At 62.5% G+C, this 17,235-nt stretch carries 16 protein-coding genes; 4 read left to right on the top strand and 12 right to left on the bottom strand.

What is annotated here, in order from left to right; translation table 11 throughout:
- Window positions 1–5 precede the first annotated feature (5 nt).
- Genes C4J92_RS13695 through C4J92_RS13680 form a run of 4 tightly spaced genes read left to right on the top strand, consistent with a single transcriptional unit; the run spans window position 6 to window position 3,892 of the window.
- Complete coding sequence (locus C4J92_RS13695; protein ID WP_124404227.1) at window positions 6–773, top strand: SDR family NAD(P)-dependent oxidoreductase; 768 nt, start codon at window positions 6–8, stop codon at window positions 771–773.
- 12 nt (window positions 774–785) lie between these two features.
- Window positions 786–1,970, top strand: a complete 1,185-nt coding sequence (locus tag C4J92_RS13690) for an acetyl-CoA C-acyltransferase (protein WP_124404226.1) — start codon at window positions 786–788, stop codon at window positions 1,968–1,970.
- Window positions 1,971–1,979: 9 nt separating this feature from the next.
- Window positions 1,980–3,107, top strand: coding sequence for an acyl-CoA dehydrogenase (locus tag C4J92_RS13685; protein WP_124404225.1), 1,128 nt, complete (start codon window positions 1,980–1,982; stop codon window positions 3,105–3,107).
- Window positions 3,108–3,118: 11 nt separating this feature from the next.
- Window positions 3,119–3,892, top strand: a complete 774-nt coding sequence (locus C4J92_RS13680; RefSeq protein ID WP_092243611.1) for an enoyl-CoA hydratase — start codon at window positions 3,119–3,121, stop codon at window positions 3,890–3,892.
- A 186-nt stretch (window positions 3,893–4,078) separates the two neighbouring features.
- Here C4J92_RS13680 and C4J92_RS13675 read toward each other — a convergent pair whose 3' ends face one another.
- From C4J92_RS13675 to arnC, 12 genes are all read right to left on the bottom strand, one after another.
- Window positions 4,079–5,230 (bottom strand): acyl-CoA dehydrogenase family protein, encoded by a 1,152-nt coding sequence (locus C4J92_RS13675; RefSeq protein ID WP_124404224.1) that lies wholly within the window; start codon window positions 5,228–5,230, stop codon window positions 4,079–4,081.
- A 3-nt stretch (window positions 5,231–5,233) separates the two neighbouring features.
- Complete coding sequence (locus C4J92_RS13670; RefSeq protein ID WP_124404223.1) at window positions 5,234–6,337, bottom strand: enoyl-CoA hydratase/isomerase family protein; 1,104 nt, start codon at window positions 6,335–6,337, stop codon at window positions 5,234–5,236.
- 131 nt (window positions 6,338–6,468) lie between these two features.
- Window positions 6,469–7,176 (bottom strand): HPP family protein, encoded by a 708-nt coding sequence (locus C4J92_RS13665; RefSeq protein ID WP_124362935.1) that lies wholly within the window; start codon window positions 7,174–7,176, stop codon window positions 6,469–6,471.
- 164 nt (window positions 7,177–7,340) lie between these two features.
- Window positions 7,341–7,520: a hypothetical protein gene (locus C4J92_RS13660; RefSeq protein ID WP_124404222.1), complete on the bottom strand. Its 180-nt coding sequence runs from the start codon at window positions 7,518–7,520 to the stop codon at window positions 7,341–7,343.
- Between the two features lie 296 nt (window positions 7,521–7,816).
- Window positions 7,817–9,439, bottom strand: coding sequence for a glycosyltransferase family 39 protein (locus C4J92_RS13655; RefSeq protein WP_124404221.1), 1,623 nt, complete (start codon window positions 9,437–9,439; stop codon window positions 7,817–7,819).
- 3 nt (window positions 9,440–9,442) lie between these two features.
- Window positions 9,443–10,822, bottom strand: a complete 1,380-nt coding sequence (locus C4J92_RS13650) for a UDP-glucose/GDP-mannose dehydrogenase family protein (RefSeq protein ID WP_124404220.1) — start codon at window positions 10,820–10,822, stop codon at window positions 9,443–9,445.
- The gene (arnF, locus tag C4J92_RS13645; RefSeq protein ID WP_124404219.1) at window positions 10,819–11,232 is read right to left on the bottom strand and encodes a 4-amino-4-deoxy-L-arabinose-phosphoundecaprenol flippase subunit ArnF; all 414 of its coding nucleotides are present in this window, start codon (window positions 11,230–11,232) and stop codon (window positions 10,819–10,821) included. Before arnF ends, C4J92_RS13650 begins: the two co-directional genes overlap by 4 nt.
- The gene (gene arnE / locus C4J92_RS13640; RefSeq protein ID WP_124404218.1) at window positions 11,229–11,576 is read right to left on the bottom strand and encodes a 4-amino-4-deoxy-L-arabinose-phosphoundecaprenol flippase subunit ArnE; all 348 of its coding nucleotides are present in this window, start codon (window positions 11,574–11,576) and stop codon (window positions 11,229–11,231) included. Before arnE ends, arnF begins: the two co-directional genes overlap by 4 nt.
- Window positions 11,573–13,228 (bottom strand): lipid IV(A) 4-amino-4-deoxy-L-arabinosyltransferase, encoded by a 1,656-nt coding sequence (arnT, locus tag C4J92_RS13635; RefSeq protein WP_124404217.1) that lies wholly within the window; start codon window positions 13,226–13,228, stop codon window positions 11,573–11,575. The genes arnE and arnT overlap by 4 nt, the downstream gene beginning before the upstream one ends.
- A complete protein-coding gene (arnD, locus tag C4J92_RS13630; protein ID WP_124404216.1) occupies window positions 13,225–14,109 on the bottom strand; it encodes a 4-deoxy-4-formamido-L-arabinose-phosphoundecaprenol deformylase in 885 nt (294 codons plus the stop codon). The genes arnT and arnD overlap by 4 nt, the downstream gene beginning before the upstream one ends.
- On the bottom strand, window positions 14,109–16,100 hold the full coding sequence (gene arnA / locus C4J92_RS13625) for a bifunctional UDP-4-amino-4-deoxy-L-arabinose formyltransferase/UDP-glucuronic acid oxidase ArnA (protein ID WP_124404215.1): 1,992 nt from the start codon (window positions 16,098–16,100) through the stop codon (window positions 14,109–14,111). Before arnA ends, arnD begins: the two co-directional genes overlap by 1 nt.
- Complete coding sequence (arnC, locus tag C4J92_RS13620) at window positions 16,097–17,131, bottom strand: undecaprenyl-phosphate 4-deoxy-4-formamido-L-arabinose transferase (protein ID WP_124362926.1); 1,035 nt, start codon at window positions 17,129–17,131, stop codon at window positions 16,097–16,099. The genes arnA and arnC overlap by 4 nt, the downstream gene beginning before the upstream one ends.
- Window positions 17,132–17,235: the final 104 nt, after the last annotated feature.

Below are 17,235 nucleotides of genomic sequence, written 5' to 3'. Positions count from 1 at the left end.
CCATGATGCAGATTGAAAACAAGGTATTTGTGGTCAGCGGCGGCGCTTCGGGCCTCGGTGCGGCCACTGCCGACATGCTGGTCGCAGCGGGTGCCAAGGTCATGCTGGTAGACCTCAACGCCGATGCCGTCGCCGCCAAGGCCCGGCAGCTTGGCGATAACGCCCGCAGCGTCGTGGCGGATATCAGCCAGGAAGCCGCTGCCGAAGCCGCCGTGCACGCCGCCGTTGCCGCCTTTGGCGGGTTGCATGGCCTGGTCAACTGCGCCGGTGTGGTGCGCGGTGAGAAAATCCTCGGCAAAAACGGCCCGCACGCCCTGGCCAGCTTCGCCCAGGTGATCAACGTCAACCTGATCGGCAGCTTCAACCTGCTGCGCCTGGCTGCGGCGGCGATCGCTGAAACACCCGCGGATGCCGATGGCGAGCGCGGTGTGATCATCAATACCGCTTCGGTGGCGGCGTTCGACGGGCAGATCGGCCAGGCCGCGTATGCCGCCTCCAAGGGCGCGATTGCCAGCCTCACCTTGCCGGCCGCACGGGAATTGGCGCGTTTTGGTATCCGGGTGATGACCATCGCGCCCGGCATTTTCGAAACCCCGATGATGGCCGGCATGACCCCGGAAGTCCGCGATTCCCTCGCCGCCGGCGTGCCGTTCCCGCCGCGCCTGGGCAAACCCGCCGAATATGCGGCCCTGGTGCGGCATATCATTGAAAACAGCATGCTCAATGGCGAGGTGATCCGTCTTGACGGTGCCTTGCGTATGGCTGCCAAGTAAGGAGGTCTCTTCATGAACGATCCTATCGTTATCGTCAGCGCCGTGCGCACGCCCATGGGCGGGTTCCAGGGCGACCTCAAGGGCCTGACCGCACCGCAACTGGGCGCCGCCGCGATTCGTGCGGCCGTGGAGCGCGCGGGTATCGCCGGCGACGCCGTCGATGAGGTGTTGTTTGGCTGTGTGCTGCCCGCCGGCCTCGGCCAGGCGCCGGCACGCCAGGCAGCGCTGGGCGCCGGGCTGGACAAAGCCACCCGCTGCACCACGCTCAACAAGATGTGCGGTTCCGGCATGCAGGCGACGATTCTGGCCCACGACGCGTTGCGCGCCGGCAGCGTCGACGTGGTGATTGCCGGCGGCATGGAGAGCATGTCCAACGCGCCGTACCTGCTTGACCGCGCCCGCAGCGGCTATCGCATGGGCCACGGCAAGGTGCTCGACCACATGTTCCTCGACGGCCTGGAAGACGCCTACGACAAGGGGCGCCTGATGGGCACCTTTGCTGAAGATTGCGCCGAGCACAACGGTTTTACCCGGCAAGCCCAGGACGCCTTTGCGATTGCCTCGCTGACGCGTGCGCAGGAAGCCATCACCCACGGCAGCTTTGCCGCCGAAATAGTCCCGGTACAGGTCACCGTCGGCAAAGAGCAAAAAACCATCCTGCACGACGAACAGCCGCCCAAGGCCAAGCTGGACAAGATCGCCAGCCTGAAACCGGCCTTTCGCGAAGGCGGCACGGTGACTGCAGCCAACTCCAGCTCGATCTCCGATGGCGCGGCGGCGCTGTTGTTGATGCGTGAGTCCGATGCACGGCAACGCGGCCTCAAGCCGCTGGCGGTGATTCATGGGCATGCAGCGTTTGCCGATGAGCCGGGGCTGTTTCCGGTGGCGCCTGTCGGCGCGATCCGTAAGTTGATGAGCAAAACCGGCTGGAACGTGGCGGATGTCGACCTGTTCGAGATCAACGAAGCGTTCGCGGTGGTCAGCCTGGTGACCATGAGCAAACTGGAGATTCCCCACAGCAAGGTCAACGTGCACGGCGGCGCCTGCGCCCTGGGCCACCCGATCGGCGCCTCGGGCGCGCGCATCCTGGTGACCTTGCTCTCGGCCCTGCGCCAGAAAGGCCTCAAGCGCGGGGTCGCCGCCATCTGCATCGGCGGCGGTGAAGCCACGGCCATGGCCGTTGAATGCCTGTATTAAGGACTGACCATGCTGCCTAATGACGAACAACTGCAAATCAGCGACGCGGCCCGGCAGTTTGCCCAGGAGCGTCTGAAACCGTTCGCCGCCGAATGGGACCGCGAGCATCGCTTTCCCAAGGAAGCCGTCGGTGAAATGGCCGAACTAGGCTTTTTCGGCATGCTGGTACCGGAACAATGGGGCGGCTGCGACACGGGTTACCTGGCCTACGCCATGGCCCTGGAAGAAATCGCCGCCGGCGATGGGGCCTGCTCGACCATCATGAGCGTGCACAACTCGGTGGGTTGCGTGCCGATCCTCAAATTTGGCAATGAACAGCAGAAAGAGCAGTTCCTCAAGCCCCTGGCCAGCGGAGCCATGCTCGGCGCCTTTGCGCTGACCGAACCCCAGGCCGGTTCCGACGCCAGCAGCCTTAAAACCCGTGCACGCCTAGACGGTGATCATTACGTGCTCAACGGTTGTAAACAATTCATCACTTCCGGGCAAAACGCCGGCGTGGTGATTGTGTTTGCGGTCACTGACCCGGCGGCGGGCAAGCGCGGCATCAGTGCGTTTATCGTTCCCACCGACTCGCCGGGCTATACCGTGGCGCGGGTCGAGGACAAGCTGGGGCAGCACGCATCGGATACCTGCCAGATCCTGTTTGAAGACGTGAAGGTGCCGGTCGCCAACCGTCTGGGCGAGGAGGGCGAGGGCTACAGGATCGCCCTGGCCAACCTCGAAGGCGGGCGGGTGGGCATTGCCGCGCAATCGGTGGGCATGGCCCGCGCTGCCTTTGAAGCGGCCCGCGACTACGCCCGCGAGCGTGAAACCTTCGGCAAGGCGCTGATTGAACACCAGGCCGTGGCCTTTCGCCTGGCGGACATGGCCACGCAAATTGCCGTCGCCCGGCAAATGGTCCATTACGCGGCAGCCCTGCGTGACAGCGGCAAACCGGCCTTGGTCGAGGCGTCGATGGCCAAGCTGTTCGCCTCGGAAATGGCCGAGAAAGTCTGTTCGGCCGCCTTGCAAACCCTGGGCGGTTACGGTTACCTGAGCGACTTCCCATTGGAGCGGATCTACCGCGATGTGCGGGTCTGCCAGATTTACGAAGGCACCAGCGATATCCAGCGCATGGTCATCTCACGCAATCTTTAAGGAGCCGATACATGAGTTATGAAACCATTTTGCTCGAAGTCCAGGGCCGCGTCGGGCTGATTACCCTTAACCGCCCGCAGGCGCTGAACGCCTTGAACGCCCAACTGGTCAGCGAGTTGAACCAGGCGCTGGATGGCCTGGAAGCCAATCCGGAAATCGGCTGCATCGTGCTGACCGGCTCCAAGAAAGCCTTCGCCGCCGGTGCCGACATCAAGGAAATGGCCGAGCTGACCTACCCGCAGATCTACCTGGACGACCTGTTCAGCGACAGCGACCGCGTGGCCAACCGCCGCAAGCCGATCATTGCCGCCGTCAACGGCTTCGCCCTCGGCGGCGGCTGCGAACTGGCGCTGATGTGCGACTTCATCCTGGCCGGTGACAGCGCCAAGTTCGGCCAGCCGGAGATCAACCTGGGCGTGCTGCCGGGCATGGGCGGCACTCAGCGGCTTACCCGTGCGGTGGGCAAGGCCAAGGCCATGGAAATGTGCCTGACCGGGCGCTTTATCGACGCGGTAGAAGCCGAGCGTTGCGGCATCGTCGCGCGCATCGTGCCTGCTGACGAGCTGCTGGACGAAGCGTTGAAAGTGGCCACCCTGATCGCCGGTAAATCGGTGCCGATCAGCATGATGGTCAAGGAAAGCGTGAACCGCGCGTTTGAAGTGAGCCTGTCCGAAGGCGTGCGTTTTGAGCGTCGCGTGTTTCATGCGGCGTTCGCGACCCAGGATCAGAAGGAAGGGATGGCGGCGTTTGTGGCCAAGCGGGCGCCGGAGTTTAAAGACAAGTAGCAGGACGCGGAGCGTCCCAGGTGGCATTCCCACGCAGAGCGTGGGAACGATCAAACCTCCCGAGCGCTGGAGATCCAAATGTGGGAGGGGGCTTGCCCCCGATGGCGGTGTGACAGTCAACTGAGATATTGACTGATCTACCCTCATCGGGGGCAAGCCCCCTCCCACATTTTTAACCCTTATCAGTCAGAGCTGATAGTTCTTCAACTCCCTGGCAATCACCATCCGCTGAATCTCGCTGGTGCCTTCGTAAATCTGCGTGATCCGTGCATCCCGGTAGTAACGCTCCACCGGATAGTCTTCCAGATACCCATACCCGCCGTGAATCTGCATCGCCTTCGAGCAAACTTTTTCGGCCATTTCCGAGGCGAACAGCTTGGCCTGGGACGCTTCCGACAGGCATGGCTTACCGGCGCTGCGCAGGCGTGCGGCGTGCAGAATCAGCAGGCGCGCCGCGTTGAGTTGGGTTTGCATGTCGGCCAGCAGGTTCGCCACGCTCTGGTGTTCGATGATCGCCTTGTCGAACTGCACCCGGTCACGGGCATAGGCCAGCGCCGCTTCAAAGGCGGCACGTGCGATGCCCAAGGCCTGGGCAGCGATGCCGATGCGCCCACCCTCCAGGTTGGACAGGGCGATGGCCAGGCCTTTGCCGCGCTCGCCCAGCAGGTTAGCTTCGGGCACAGTGCATTGGTTGAAGGTGACGGCGCAGGTGTCCGATGCGCGAATGCCCATCTTGTGTTCGGTGCGGTCGACCACAAAGCCCGGCGTATCCGTGGGGACCAGGAATGCCGAAAGGCCTTTCTTGCCCAGCTCCGGGTCGGTCACGGCAAACACAATGGCCAACTTCGCGCGCTTGCCATTGCTGACAAACTGCTTGGCGCCATTGATCACCCACTGACCGTCGCGCAGTTCGGCGCGGGTGCGCAGGTTATGGGCTTCAGAGCCGGCCTGGGGTTCGGTCAGGCAGAAACAACCGATGGCCTGGCCGCTGGCGAGCGCGGCCAGCCAGGTGTGTTTCTGCGCCTCTGTGCCGTAGTTGAGGAGTGGGCCGCAACCCACTGAATTATGGATACTCATCAGTGCGCCCGTGGCGCCATCACCGGCGGAAATTTCCTCCACGGCCAGGGCATAGGCGACGTAATCCACGTAGGTGCCGCCCCATTCTTCCGGTACCACCATGCCGAGCAGGCCCAGCTCGCCCATCTTGGCCACCAGCGCGTCGTCGATCCAGCCGGCCTTTTCCCAGGCCTGGGCATGGGGTGCGATTTCGCCACGGGCAAAATCACGCGCCATGTCGCGAATCATCACTTGTTCTTCAGTGTATTCAAGATCTTGCATGGCTTATTTCTCAATCTGCGTGAAGTCGCGAAAGAAGCTGTCGACATGGTCGGCGTCCAGCCCTTGCAGGGTGGGCGGGTTCCACTGCGGGTTCTTGTCTTTATCGATGATCAGGGCGCGAACCCCTTCGATCAGATCGCCGCGTGCGAACCACTGGCGGTCCAGGTGCAGTTCAAGGGCAAAGCACTGTTCCAGCGGCAGGTGGCGCCCACGGCGCAGCATCTGCAGGGTGACGGCCATGGCCAGGGGCGAGCGGGTCTGCATCAGGGCGACAGTGGTCAGCGCCCAGTGGTGGCTGTCGGCGACGGTAACTTGCTGCAGTTGCTCGACCATGCTCGGCACGTCCGGCAGGCCGAAGAAATGATCGATGGCCGGGCGCAAGGCCGCCAGCGGCGCATCCGGCAGTTGTTGTACAGCGAGTCTGGCGAGCACGCCTTGCAGGTCCTTGAGGGGCGAGTCGCGCCATTGCAGGCTGTCGAGCGCGTGCCCCAGTTCCGTCAGTCTGGCGCTGTCGAGATACCAATCGGCCAAGCCGCAGTACAGCGCGTCCGCCGCGCGGATCTGCACCCCGGTGACGCCGAGGTAAATCCCCAGCTCGCCTGGGATACGCGGCAGGAAGTAGCTGCCACCCACATCCGGAAAATAGCCGATGGCCACTTCCGGCATCGCCAGGCGGCTGCGCTCGGTCACGACGCGCAGGTCGGCGCCCTGTACCAGCCCCATGCCTCCGCCGAGCACGAAGCCGTCCATCAAGGCCAGCACGGGTTTAGGGTAATGGTGGATGGCCAGGTCGAGCGCGTATTCCTCGACGAAGAAGTCTTCATGCAGGGTGTCGCCACGCTTGAAACTGTCGTACAGGGAACGGATATCGCCGCCGGCACAGAAGGCCTTGTCGCCGGCACCGCGCAACACCACGGCGTAGACAAGCGGATCATCGGCCCAGGCCTGCAGCTGCCTCGTCAACAGACGCACCATGTCCAGGGTGATGGCATTCAAGCCGGCGGGGCGGTTGAGGGTGAGGTAACCGATATGGTTACGCACCTCACTCAGTACTTCTTCCTGCTGAATATCGGCGTGGCGTGCTTCGGAGGACACCTGAGCAGTCATCACTAACTCCCTGCTTTTATTGTTCTTTATCAAGATGTTCGCGGGCGAACTATCGCGTGATCGTACCAGCGCAAATTTGCCGCCTACAACCCGGAATCATGCAGGTCGTTGTTGCATTTATGCACACCGCGTCAAACCACGCGACTGGCCAGGACTTCGCCGATACTGCGCCGTCGCGCATGGCCTTCGGCGGCATGAATCAATTGCTCCAGCTCCGTGGGCTCGACGTCGAAGAACTGCTCCATGTCGGCCAATGCCAATTTGAGGTCGGCGGCGGTGATGGCCGGGTCGGTCACCGGCGCGCTGCCGAGCATGACAGGTACCGGCTCGGCTTGTCCCTTGGGATAACGCGTGCGGGTGGCATTGTTGTAGGCCAGCGCACACGCCAGCAGGGCAGCGGCGCCGAGCATGACCGGTGCCAGCTCGTGCCAGCCGAGGGCGATGGAGGCAGGGTCGGCCAGTACCAGCGTCATGGCCAGGCCACCGGCCGGGGGATGCAGGCAGCGCAACCAGCAGATCAGCACGACCGTCATGCCCGCCGCCAGGCAAGCGCTGCCCAGGGTGCGTCCCAACACCCGCGCCACGAGCAACGCCACCACGCCAGCACACAGATAACTGCCCATGATCGACCAGGGTTGCGCCAGCGCCCCCGACGACACGGCAAACAGCAGCACCGCCGACGCCCCCAGCGGGCCGAGCAGGTGCAGAGCGACTTCCATGCCGAACACCTGGGCACACACCCAGACACTGAGCAGTGTGCCCAAGGCCATGCCGATAGCGGCGCGACTCCATTCGGAAGGACGGGTATTGATGGCAGCAGGTAACCAGCGAGCGAGCATTGAAGAGGGGTCCTGAAACTGAAGGCGAAAAAAAAGGCCTGCCTGGTTTCCCGGAAAAGCCCTTGAAAGTTCCAACATTGGGGGAAGGAACCCGAACAGTGTGCCAACTGGGTTGCAGCGGCGCCAATGCATATTAATGAGGGTTGAATGCAAAAATTATGTATTTAAGGGACTTCGTCAAAAAAGATCCGATCGGTGCTATGGGCGGCGGGCGTGCAAATCTTGCCCAGTACAAGGCTGTCGACTTCTTCGTTGAACAAGCGTTTTTGCAGGTTCGCCTGCAGGCCTGGTTCATCGGCCAGCGGCCCCTTCAACGCTACCAGCGCGTCACGTAAGCCCCTCAACCGATCCAGTCTCGGCGCGGCTACAGATAACCGATCCTCTCGCACGGCATTGCCCTCCTTGTTGTTATGTCGTTATGCAGGTTCCCTGACCAGGGCTGTTACAGGCAGCCCTTGATACGGGTGGTAGATAGTTAATGCCCTTGCAAACGAGTCTACAGTTGGGCTCCAGGCACCGGAAGGCAAAGTTCAGCGGCCGTTACGCAAAGCACTGTAGGGGGTTTCTCGGTGATTATGATGAAAAACGCCCAGGGGGTTTATAAGCGGGCGTTTTTCTTACCTGACGGCTGCAAACACACTCAGAGAGGTGCTTTTTTCTCCAGGTGCAGCAACACATAGGGAGTCATATCGAACGCGCCGGTGAGCGTCGGCGTGAGCGCACGCAAGCGTGGGTCAGTCAGGTTGTTAAAGTCGGCCTGGCTCATCACCAGCCAGGCGGGCGCCTGAACAGGCTGGAGCTCGATGGGCAACTGGGTAAACAGCGGAACCTTGTCGCAATTGAAGTTGACCATGAACTTGATGGCTTTTGCGTCTTTGCCCAACGCATGCAAGACCAATGGCGCCGGTTGTTGCAGGATCTGCTCCTTGGCCGCCAGGGTGAATGTACGGGTGTCGTAAAGGCTGCGCTCCAAGGGCTCGACCACCATGATGTAAGTCGTCCAGATCGCCATGACTGCAGCGAATGCCGGACCGACCGGGCGCAGCCGAGCCTGGAACAGTGCCAGCAACGCCAATACCTGCAGCACTGCCAGTACGCCAAACATCGGCCCGAGATCGGCCAACAGTTGCGGGTAGCGCCGTCGCGCAACGATCAGGCCCACCGCCAACAGCGCGGGTAGCAACGTCCACAGCACCAGCATCAAACCGCGCAACCCGCTGAACAGCCGGCCTTGGGCGACCTGAAACGGATACGCGGCAATGATTGCCGCCATCGGCAGCATCGGCAGGATATACCGCGCCTTTTTTGCCTGGGGCACCGACAAGCCAAGCATCACCAAGACACCCGCCGCCGCGCAGTACAGCACCAGCTTCAACGCCGGGTCCGGCGCTCGGCGGCCGCCGCTCACCACGGCCAGCAGCACCAGCAGCGCCACCGGATAGGCCAGGGCGTAGTTGCCGAGGGAGCTGGTGAAGTAATACAGCACGCCGCCGGAGCCTTCGCTGCCATCCATGCGCCCCAGAAACTGCATGCGAATCACCTCACGCATGAAGTCTTCGCCACCGCTGAGCTTGGCCAGCAGCAACAGCAGGCCGATACACGCCGCCAGCAACGCCAGCGCCAGCAGCCCGAAGCTGAACAACTGACGCCATTGACGGTTGATCAGGTAATAACTGCACAGCACCCCGGTAGGAATCACCAGGCCGATCGGCCCACGAATCGCAAACCCCAGCATCAACAGCGCAAACACCCAGTGCAGGCGTTTGGCCGCAGCAAAATGCTCATGGGCATACCCCAGGTAGAACACCGCCAGGGTCACGGCCGCGAGCATCTGGTCGAGGGAGACGGCGCGGGTTTGGCTGATAAAGGTGCTGCTGAGCAGCAACATTGCGATGCTCAGCAGGCCCCAGCGCACGGAGTAGGGCGCGGTGAGCCGATAGACCAGCACCACGATCGACGCCGAAGCCACAGCGCTGGGCAGCCACGCGGTGAAGCTGGTGACCTGGCCGATAGGCAGGGACAACAGCCAGGTCAGCAGGGTCGAGGTGGCCAGGTAATCGGCATACGGCTGGCCGTAGGTGGTGGGAAAGAAGCTCGGCCCATGGCGCAGCATCTCCTGGGCAAACACCACGAAGCGCGAGTCGAAGCCGATAATCGCCTGGTGCCAGCTGCCCGCGATGAACAGCAGCAGCGCCAACAGCCCCAAACCCAGTGACTGTCGGCGGAGCGTTGGCGTGAGCAGGGGCGGGTGAACCTTGTGCACTGATCAGCCTGCCTTGGCCTGTTGCACCCAGTTTTGCTGGGGAATCGGCAACTCGCACGAGTCACCACGGCCAATCGGGAAGTATTTGAAGCCTTTGCGCGTCAGGCGCTCGCCGTCGTACAGGTTGCGACCGTCGAAGATCACCGGGGTTTTCAGGCGCTGGTGGATCAGGTCGAAGTCCGGTGCCTTGAATTGCTGCCACTCGGTGCAGACGATCAGCGCATCGGCGCCGCCCAGGGTGGACTCCGGCGTGCCCATCAGCATCAGTCGTGGGTCGTCACCATAGATGCGCTGGGTTTCCTGCATGGCCTCGGGGTCGAACGCACGCACATTGGCGCCGGCGGCCCACAAGGCTTCCATCAGCACGCGACTCGGCGCGTCACGCATGTCGTCGGTGTTGGGCTTGAAGGCCAGGCCCCACAGGGCGAAGGTCTTGCCGCGCAGGTCACCTTTGAAGAACGCGTTGATGCGCTCGAACAACTTGCTTTTCTGGCGCTGGTTGATCGCTTCCACGGCTTCCAGCAGGTCGCTGGAACAGTTGGCCTGCTTGGCGCTGTGGATCAGGGCGCGCATGTCTTTGGGAAAGCAGGAGCCGCCGTAGCCGCAACCGGGATAAATGAAGTGGTAGCCGATGCGCGAGTCGGCGCCAATGCCCAGGCGCACGGCTTCGATGTCGGCGCCCAGGTGTTCGGCCAGCTCGGCGATCTGGTTGATGAAGCTGATCTTGGTGGCGAGCATGCAGTTGGCGGCGTACTTGGTCAGTTCGGCGCTGCGCACATCCATGAAGATGATGCGGTCATGGTTGCGGTTGAACGGCGCGTACAGGTCACGCATCACCTCCCGCACTTCTTCGCGCTCGCAGCCAATAATGATGCGATCCGGGCGACGGCAGTCGGCCACGGCAGAGCCTTCTTTGAGAAACTCCGGGTTGGAGACGATATCGAACTGCAGTTCACGGCCCGCTGCGTGCAGCTTTTTGTGCATATGATCGCGCAGGGTGTCGCCGGTCCCCACTGGCACCGTGGACTTTTCCACCAGGATCACCGGCGCCACGCGATGGCGCGCCACCGCGTCACCCACCGACAACACGTATTTGAGGTCGGCCGAACCGTCTTCGTCCGACGGCGTGCCCACCGCAATGAACAGCACCTCACCATGCTCGACGGCGAGTTTTTCGTCGTAGGTGAAATGCAGGCGTCCGCTTTCCAGGTTTTCCTTGACCATGGCCGCCAGGCCCGGCTCGAAGATCGTCACATGGCCCTTCTGCAGCGACTCGACCTTGCTCCGGTCAACGTCCATGCAAATGACATCGTGACCGACTTCGGCTAATACGGTGGCCTGTACCAAGCCGACGTAACCACTACCAAATACACTGATTTTCATGGGGTATTCCTGGGACTTGAGGTGCTAGCACGACGAGAGTTGATAACCAGTACGCCGAGGATGACCAAGGCCACCCCCAGGGTTTTTGCAAGCGAAAAGTGTTCGTTGAATACCGGCAGGCAGGCGGCCAGCAGGTACACCAGCGCGTAGCTGATGCTCAGCAGCGAGTAAGCGCGCCCGAGGGGCAAGTGCTTCAGCGCGCCGAGCCAGCAGAGCATCGACAGTGCATAGGCGCTGATCGCGAGGACCACCACGCCCAGGGCGTTCAGGTCGATGCTGCCGGTGCTCAAGGCGCTCAACCACGCCTCCGGCAACGGCAGGCGCGTCATGCTCCAGCGCATGCCCAATTGGGCCGCGCTGACCAGGCCGACACTGCCCAGGGCCAGGGCAAAACCGCGCATCCGGCTCATACCTGGCGCCCCAGCAGCACAACGCCGGCAATGATCAGCACCACGCCCAGCCAGTGGCGGCCATCGATGTGTTCAGCAAACACAAAGCGCGCCATCAGCGTGACCACGACAAAGTTCAGGCTGAGCATGGGGTAGGCGATGCCCACTTCCAGGCGCTGCAGCACCAGCAGCCACACCAGCAAACCCAGGCCCAGGCACACCAGCGCCGACCACAACCAGGGTGAGCGCAGTTTCAGCGCCCAACCGTCGGGCAATTCACGCCAGCTTTCCACGGCAAATTTCTGCGAGACCTGGCCCGCGCACGTAAGCAGGCAGGCGCTGAGTAACAGAAGCAGGGTGATCATTGCGCGACCTGCGGGAAAATCAGAATCACGATGTTGCCCTGCGCATAGCGCTTGCCATCCGCGGGCAGCAGGGCGAGTTCTTCCTTTTCGCCCTGGCTGTTGACGCGCATCACCACGCCGACGGCGCCGCTGCGGCGGGTTTCGGCCATCCAGGCCTGGATTCGATTGCGGTCGACCAGACGCTGGGCGGTGTCCGCATAAGCCAGGCCGTATTTCACCTCGCCAGAGGTGTTGTAGAGCGTGATGTCGGGCCGTTTCAGGCGCCACGACAGTGCAGCGGAGGCGCCCAGGTCGTTGCTCAACAGCGCAATGGAGGGCTTGAGTTCTTCGGCATGATCGATGATGAACTGGTCCGGGGTCTTGTTATAAACCACCGAATGGGGCAGTGCGGCGGGCACCAGGGCAACCAGCAAGGCACTGCCGATCAGCGGCGCGGCCCACAGTGTCAACGGGCGCGCCGCCTGAAACAGGTTGACCAGGATCCAGCCGAACAGACAGGTAAACAGCAGCACCAGGCTGAGGGTTTCTTCACCGGGTTCGTACACCGGTTTCTTCCACTGGAACCAGATGATTGCCAACAGGGCGAGCACGCCGATGACCAGGTTCAGCCAACCGTTGATGCGCAATACGCGGCCACGGCCTTGAGCGAGCTTGTCACTCAAGGTCGACCCCATCAGCAAGGCCAGGGGCAGCAGGCACGGCATGATGTAGGCGGGCAGTTTGCCTTTGGCCAGGCTGAAAAAGGCCAAGGGCATCAGCAGCCACAGCAGCAGGAACGCGGTGTTCGGCAGGCGCCGGTCCAGCCATGCCTGTTTGAGGCTGGACGGCAGCAGCGCAACCCAGGGCAATGTGAACGCCACCAGCAACGGCAGGTAATACCAGAACGGCTCGGCGTGCTGCGCGTCTTCACCGGCAAAGCGCTGGATATGCTCATGCCAGAAGAAGAAGTGCCAGTAATCCGGCTCTTGCAGGTGCACGGCCAGGGCCCATGGCAAGCTGACCAGGATCGCCGCAGCCACCGCCACCGGGCCGTACTTGAATAGTTCCATCGAACGTTTCTGCCAGAGGGCGTAGGGCAGGGCGATCAACACCGGCAGCAGCCACGCCAGGAAGCCTTTGGTCATGAAACCCATGCCACAGGCCAGGCCGAGCAAGGCCCAGGACCACAACCTGACGCGCTGCGTGCGGCTGTCGAAGCAAAACCACAGGGCAACGCCTGTGAGGTTGACCCAGAAGGTGAACTGCGGGTCCAGGTTGGCGTAGCCACCGAGCATCGCCACGCTGACGAAACTCATGTACAGCACGCTGCTGATCAGGCTTTTCTGCGGGTCGTTCCACAACCGGCGGGACATCAGGTAAACCAGCAGGATGCTCAAGCCGGTGCTCAAGGCCGACGCAAAGCGCACGCCGAACAGGTTCTGGCCGAAGATCGCCTGGCCCAGCGCGATCATCCAGTAGCCCGCCGCCGGTTTCTCGAAGTAGCGAATGCCCATGAAGTGCGGCGCGGCCCACTTGCCGGTCAGCAGCATTTCCTGGCTGATCTGCGCGTAGCGGGTTTCATCCGGAATCCACAGGCCGTGGGTGGCCAGCGGTACCAGATAAAACACGCCAAACGCCAACAGGAGCAAGGGCAATGCCCAGCGGCGGATCATGCCTGCTGCACTCCGAGCCAACCTTCGCGGCCGCTCAACGCGCCGCGCACCAGCTGTTGCTGGGGCAGGGTGGTCACATCCGTGGGCAACAACGCGCTCAAGGGTTGGAAATCAATGCCGCGCTGCCCTGCCTGGGCGAGCAACTGGCGAAAATCCTGGGCCATCAGAATCCCTTCTACTTCTGCGTGAATGGTGTAGACGTTCAGCTTCGACGCGTTGAACCGGTCAAGGATGAAGGTGTTGAAGTCCTTGGCAGCCACTACCGGCCCGACGACTTCGTCGAAGGTCGGCAGGTCTACCGGAATTTGTGGGGTGCCTGCGCTGCCATCGGCCAGGGTCGGTCGAAACAGGCTGGTGCCCCGGCAATCACTGTTGTAGCGAAAGTTGAAGGTTTGTTTGGCTTGCACCACACGCTCGTCGGCGCGCCAACCGGCGGCTGCGGAACAGTCGATCCGCTCACCGAGGATGTCGCTCAAGGTATCCACGCCGCGTCGGATCTGCTCGACCAGTTGTGCGTCGCTCCAGCGCCCGGTATTGGCTTGCCAGCCGTGGTGGTCCCACGCGTGCAGGCCGACTTCATGCCCGGCGGCCTTGGCCTGGCACATCAAGTGCCCCAGGTCACGGCCAATCGGCTTGCCCGGCCAGGCGGTGCCGGCCAGCAGGATGTCCCAGCCATACAGGCCGGCGGCATTGGAACGCAGCATTTTCCACAGGAACTGCGGGCGGATCAGGCGCCACAAGTGGCGCCCCATATTGTCCGGCCCGACGCTGAAAAAGAACGTCGCTTTAATCCCGGCTTCGTCCAGGGACTCGAGCAGCCGTGGCACGCCTTCACGGGTGCCTCGGTAGGTGTCGACGTCGATGCGCAGGCCTGCCTTCATTACTTTTTGTCCGCTATTTCAAGCATCGCTTCACGCAGGAAAAAATCCAGCGTGTTGCCGATGGTTTCGCTCATCGCCACGGTCGGCTCCCAGTTCAGCAGGCGCTTGGCGTTCTCGATGCTCGGCTTGCGGTGTGCCACGTCCTGGTAACCGGTGCCGTAGAACGCCTTGCTTTCCACGTCGCGAAAACCCGCGAACGGCGGAAAGTTGCCGCGCAGCGGGTGCGCTTCGAACTGACGCAGCAGCTCTTCGCCCAACTGACGGATGCTGGCTTCGTTTTCCGGGTTGCCGATGTTGATGATCTGGCCGTCGCAGACACCCTTGTCGTTATCGATGATGCGCGCCAGGGCTTCGATGCCGTCGGCGATGTCGGTGAAGCAGCGCTTCTGCTCGCCACCGTCGAACAGGCGGATCGGCGTGCCTTCCACCAGGTTCAGGATCAGCTGGGTGATGGCGCGGGAACTGCCGATACGCGCCGAGTCCAGGCGGTCCAGGCGCGGGCCCATCCAGTTGAACGGACGGAACAGGGTGAACTTGAGGCCCTTGTCGCCGTAGGCCCAGATCACGCGGTCGAGCAGTTGCTTGGAGACCGAGTAGATCCAGCGTTGCTTGTTGACCGGGCCCACCACCAGGTTGGAGGTGTCTTCGTCGAAGTACTGGTCCTGGCACATGCCATAGACTTCGGAGGTCGAGGGGAAGATCACGCGCTTGTTGTACTTGACGCAGTAGCGCACCAGCTTGAGGTTTTCTTCGAAGTCCAGCTCGAACACGCGCAGCGGGTTGCGGGTGTACTCGATCGGCGTGGCGATGGCCACCAGCGGCAGTACCACGTCGCACTTCTTGATGTGGTACTCGATCCACTCGGTGTGAATGCTGATATCGCCTTCCACATAGTGGAAATTGGGGTGGCTGCGCAGGCGCTCGATGGCGTCGGAGCCGATGTCCAGGCCGTAGACTTCGTAGCGGTCGTCACGCAACAGGCGCTCGGACAGGTGGTTACCGATAAAGCCGTTCACGCCCAGGATCAGCACGCGGGTGCGGCGTGGCTTGCGGCCCGACTCGGCGCCGCGCAGCACGGAGCCGTCCACCAGGCCCAGTTCATCGGCCAGGGACGGGCCGGCCAGGTAAAGGCCGTTGTCGTTGCGCTGGCCGAACTTGATCACCAGCGAGTCTTCACCGCAGGCGATGCGCAACGGATTGACGCTGATCACGCGGCCCGGCGCCAGGCCTTCGTTGCCTTTGGCCACGTCGGCCTGCCAGACGATGAGTTTGTGCTCGCCCACGGCGCAAAAGGCGCCAGGGTAAGGCTGAGTCACGGCGCGCACCAGGTTGAACAATTGTTCGGCGGGCTTGTTCCAGTCGATCTTGCCATCGGCGGCGGTACGGCGGCCGAAGCAGGTCGCCTGGCTTTCGTCCTGGGCGGTTTCAGCCAGTGTGCCCTGGGCCAGTTGCGGCAGGGCGTCGCGCAGCAGGTGGCTGGCGGTCTCTCGCAGCTTGGCGTGCAGGCTCAGGCCGGTGTCGCTGCGCTCGATGCTGACTTTGTGTTGGGCCAGGATCGCGCCGGCATCGGCACGCTTGACCATGCGGTGCAGGGTCACGCCGGTTTCGGTTTCACCGTTGACCAGCACCCAGTTGGCCGGCGCGCGGCCACGGTATTTGGGCAGCAGCGAACCATGCAGGTTGAACGCGCCTTGGCGGGCGAGGGCCAGCAGCGGTTCGCTGAGCAGGTTGCGGTAGTAGAACGAGAAGATGAAATCCGGGTTCAGTTTGGCGATGCGTTCGACCCACAGCGGATGGTTGGCGTCTTCCGGGGCGTGCACCGGGATACCGTTGCGGGCGCACAGCTGGGCGACGGAGCCGTAGAAGTTGTTTTCCTTGGGGTCGTCGGCATGGGTGAACACGGCGGCAATGTCGTAGCCCGCAGCGAGCAGGGCTTCGATACCCGCACAGCCAATATCGTGGTAGGCGAACACAACGGCTTTTGAACTCATGACTGGACCTGATCGGAAGAAGAAGTAGAAGTATGGGAAGACACCAGGCCATCGACGACGACCACGGGAGCCGGTGCGGCCGGTTGGTTGCGCAGCACTTTTTCAATAAAGAAACGCGGGCGGGCGCGCACATCGCTGTACATGCGCCCCAGGTATTCGCCCAGCAGGCCCATGCCGATGAACTGGCCACCGGTGAACACGAACAGCACCGCAAACAGCACGAACAGGCCGTCGCCCGCCCAAGTGGCGCCGAAGGCCAGGCGCATGACGATCAGCGCGAAGGCAAACAGCACGCCCAGCGCCGCCAGGCTGAACCCGACGATGGACAGCAGGCGCAACGGCGTGGTGGTCATGCAGGTGAGCAGGTCGAACATCAGGCTGATCAGGCGCATGGCGCTGTATTTGGATTCGCCGTGTTCACGCTCGGCGTGGTGCACCAGGATTTCCGTGGTGTGCCGGGCGAAGCCGTTGGCCAGGATCGGGATAAAGGTGCTGCGCTCGCGGCAGGCCAGCATCGCGTCGACGATGGTGCGGCGGTAGGCGCGCAGCATGCAGCCGTAATCGGTCATGGCCACGCCGGTGGAGCGCTGCACGGCCAGGTTGATCAGGCGCGAAGGCCAGCGGCGGAAGGCCGAATCCTGGCGATTGTTACGCACCGTTGCGACCACGTCGTAGCCCAGGGCGGCTTGTTCCACTAGGCGCGGGATTTCTTCCGGCGGGTTTTGCAGGTCGGCGTCGAGGGTAATCACCACTTCGCCCCGGCACTGTTCGAAACCCGCCATGATCGCGGCGTGCTGGCCATAGTTACGGTTGAGAATCACCGCCACTACCTTGCTGCCATCTTCGGCGGCGGCGTCTTCAAGCAATTGCGCCGAATTGTCGCGGCTACCGTCATCCACCAGGATGATTTCGTAGTCGTAGGCCAGTTGTTGGCAAGCGGCCGTGGTACGGCGCAGCAACTCAGGCAGGCTCTCTTGTTCGTTGTAGACCGGGATAACGATCGATACGCAATGAATAGGGTAGGGTTTCAAAGATTAATAACCTCGGCTGGAGCAACTTGGAGCGCGAAAACAGCAGCGATTAGTGGGCGAAACTACGGCCCGCAGATGACAAAACGGCGCTAAAGATAAAGTGT

The organism is Pseudomonas sp. R3-18-08, from assembly GCF_003852065.1.
GTDB lineage: Bacteria > Pseudomonadota > Gammaproteobacteria > Pseudomonadales > Pseudomonadaceae > Aquipseudomonas.
The sequence above is the reverse complement of the archived record's forward strand: the minus strand, read 5'-3'. Positions and strand labels throughout refer to the sequence as shown.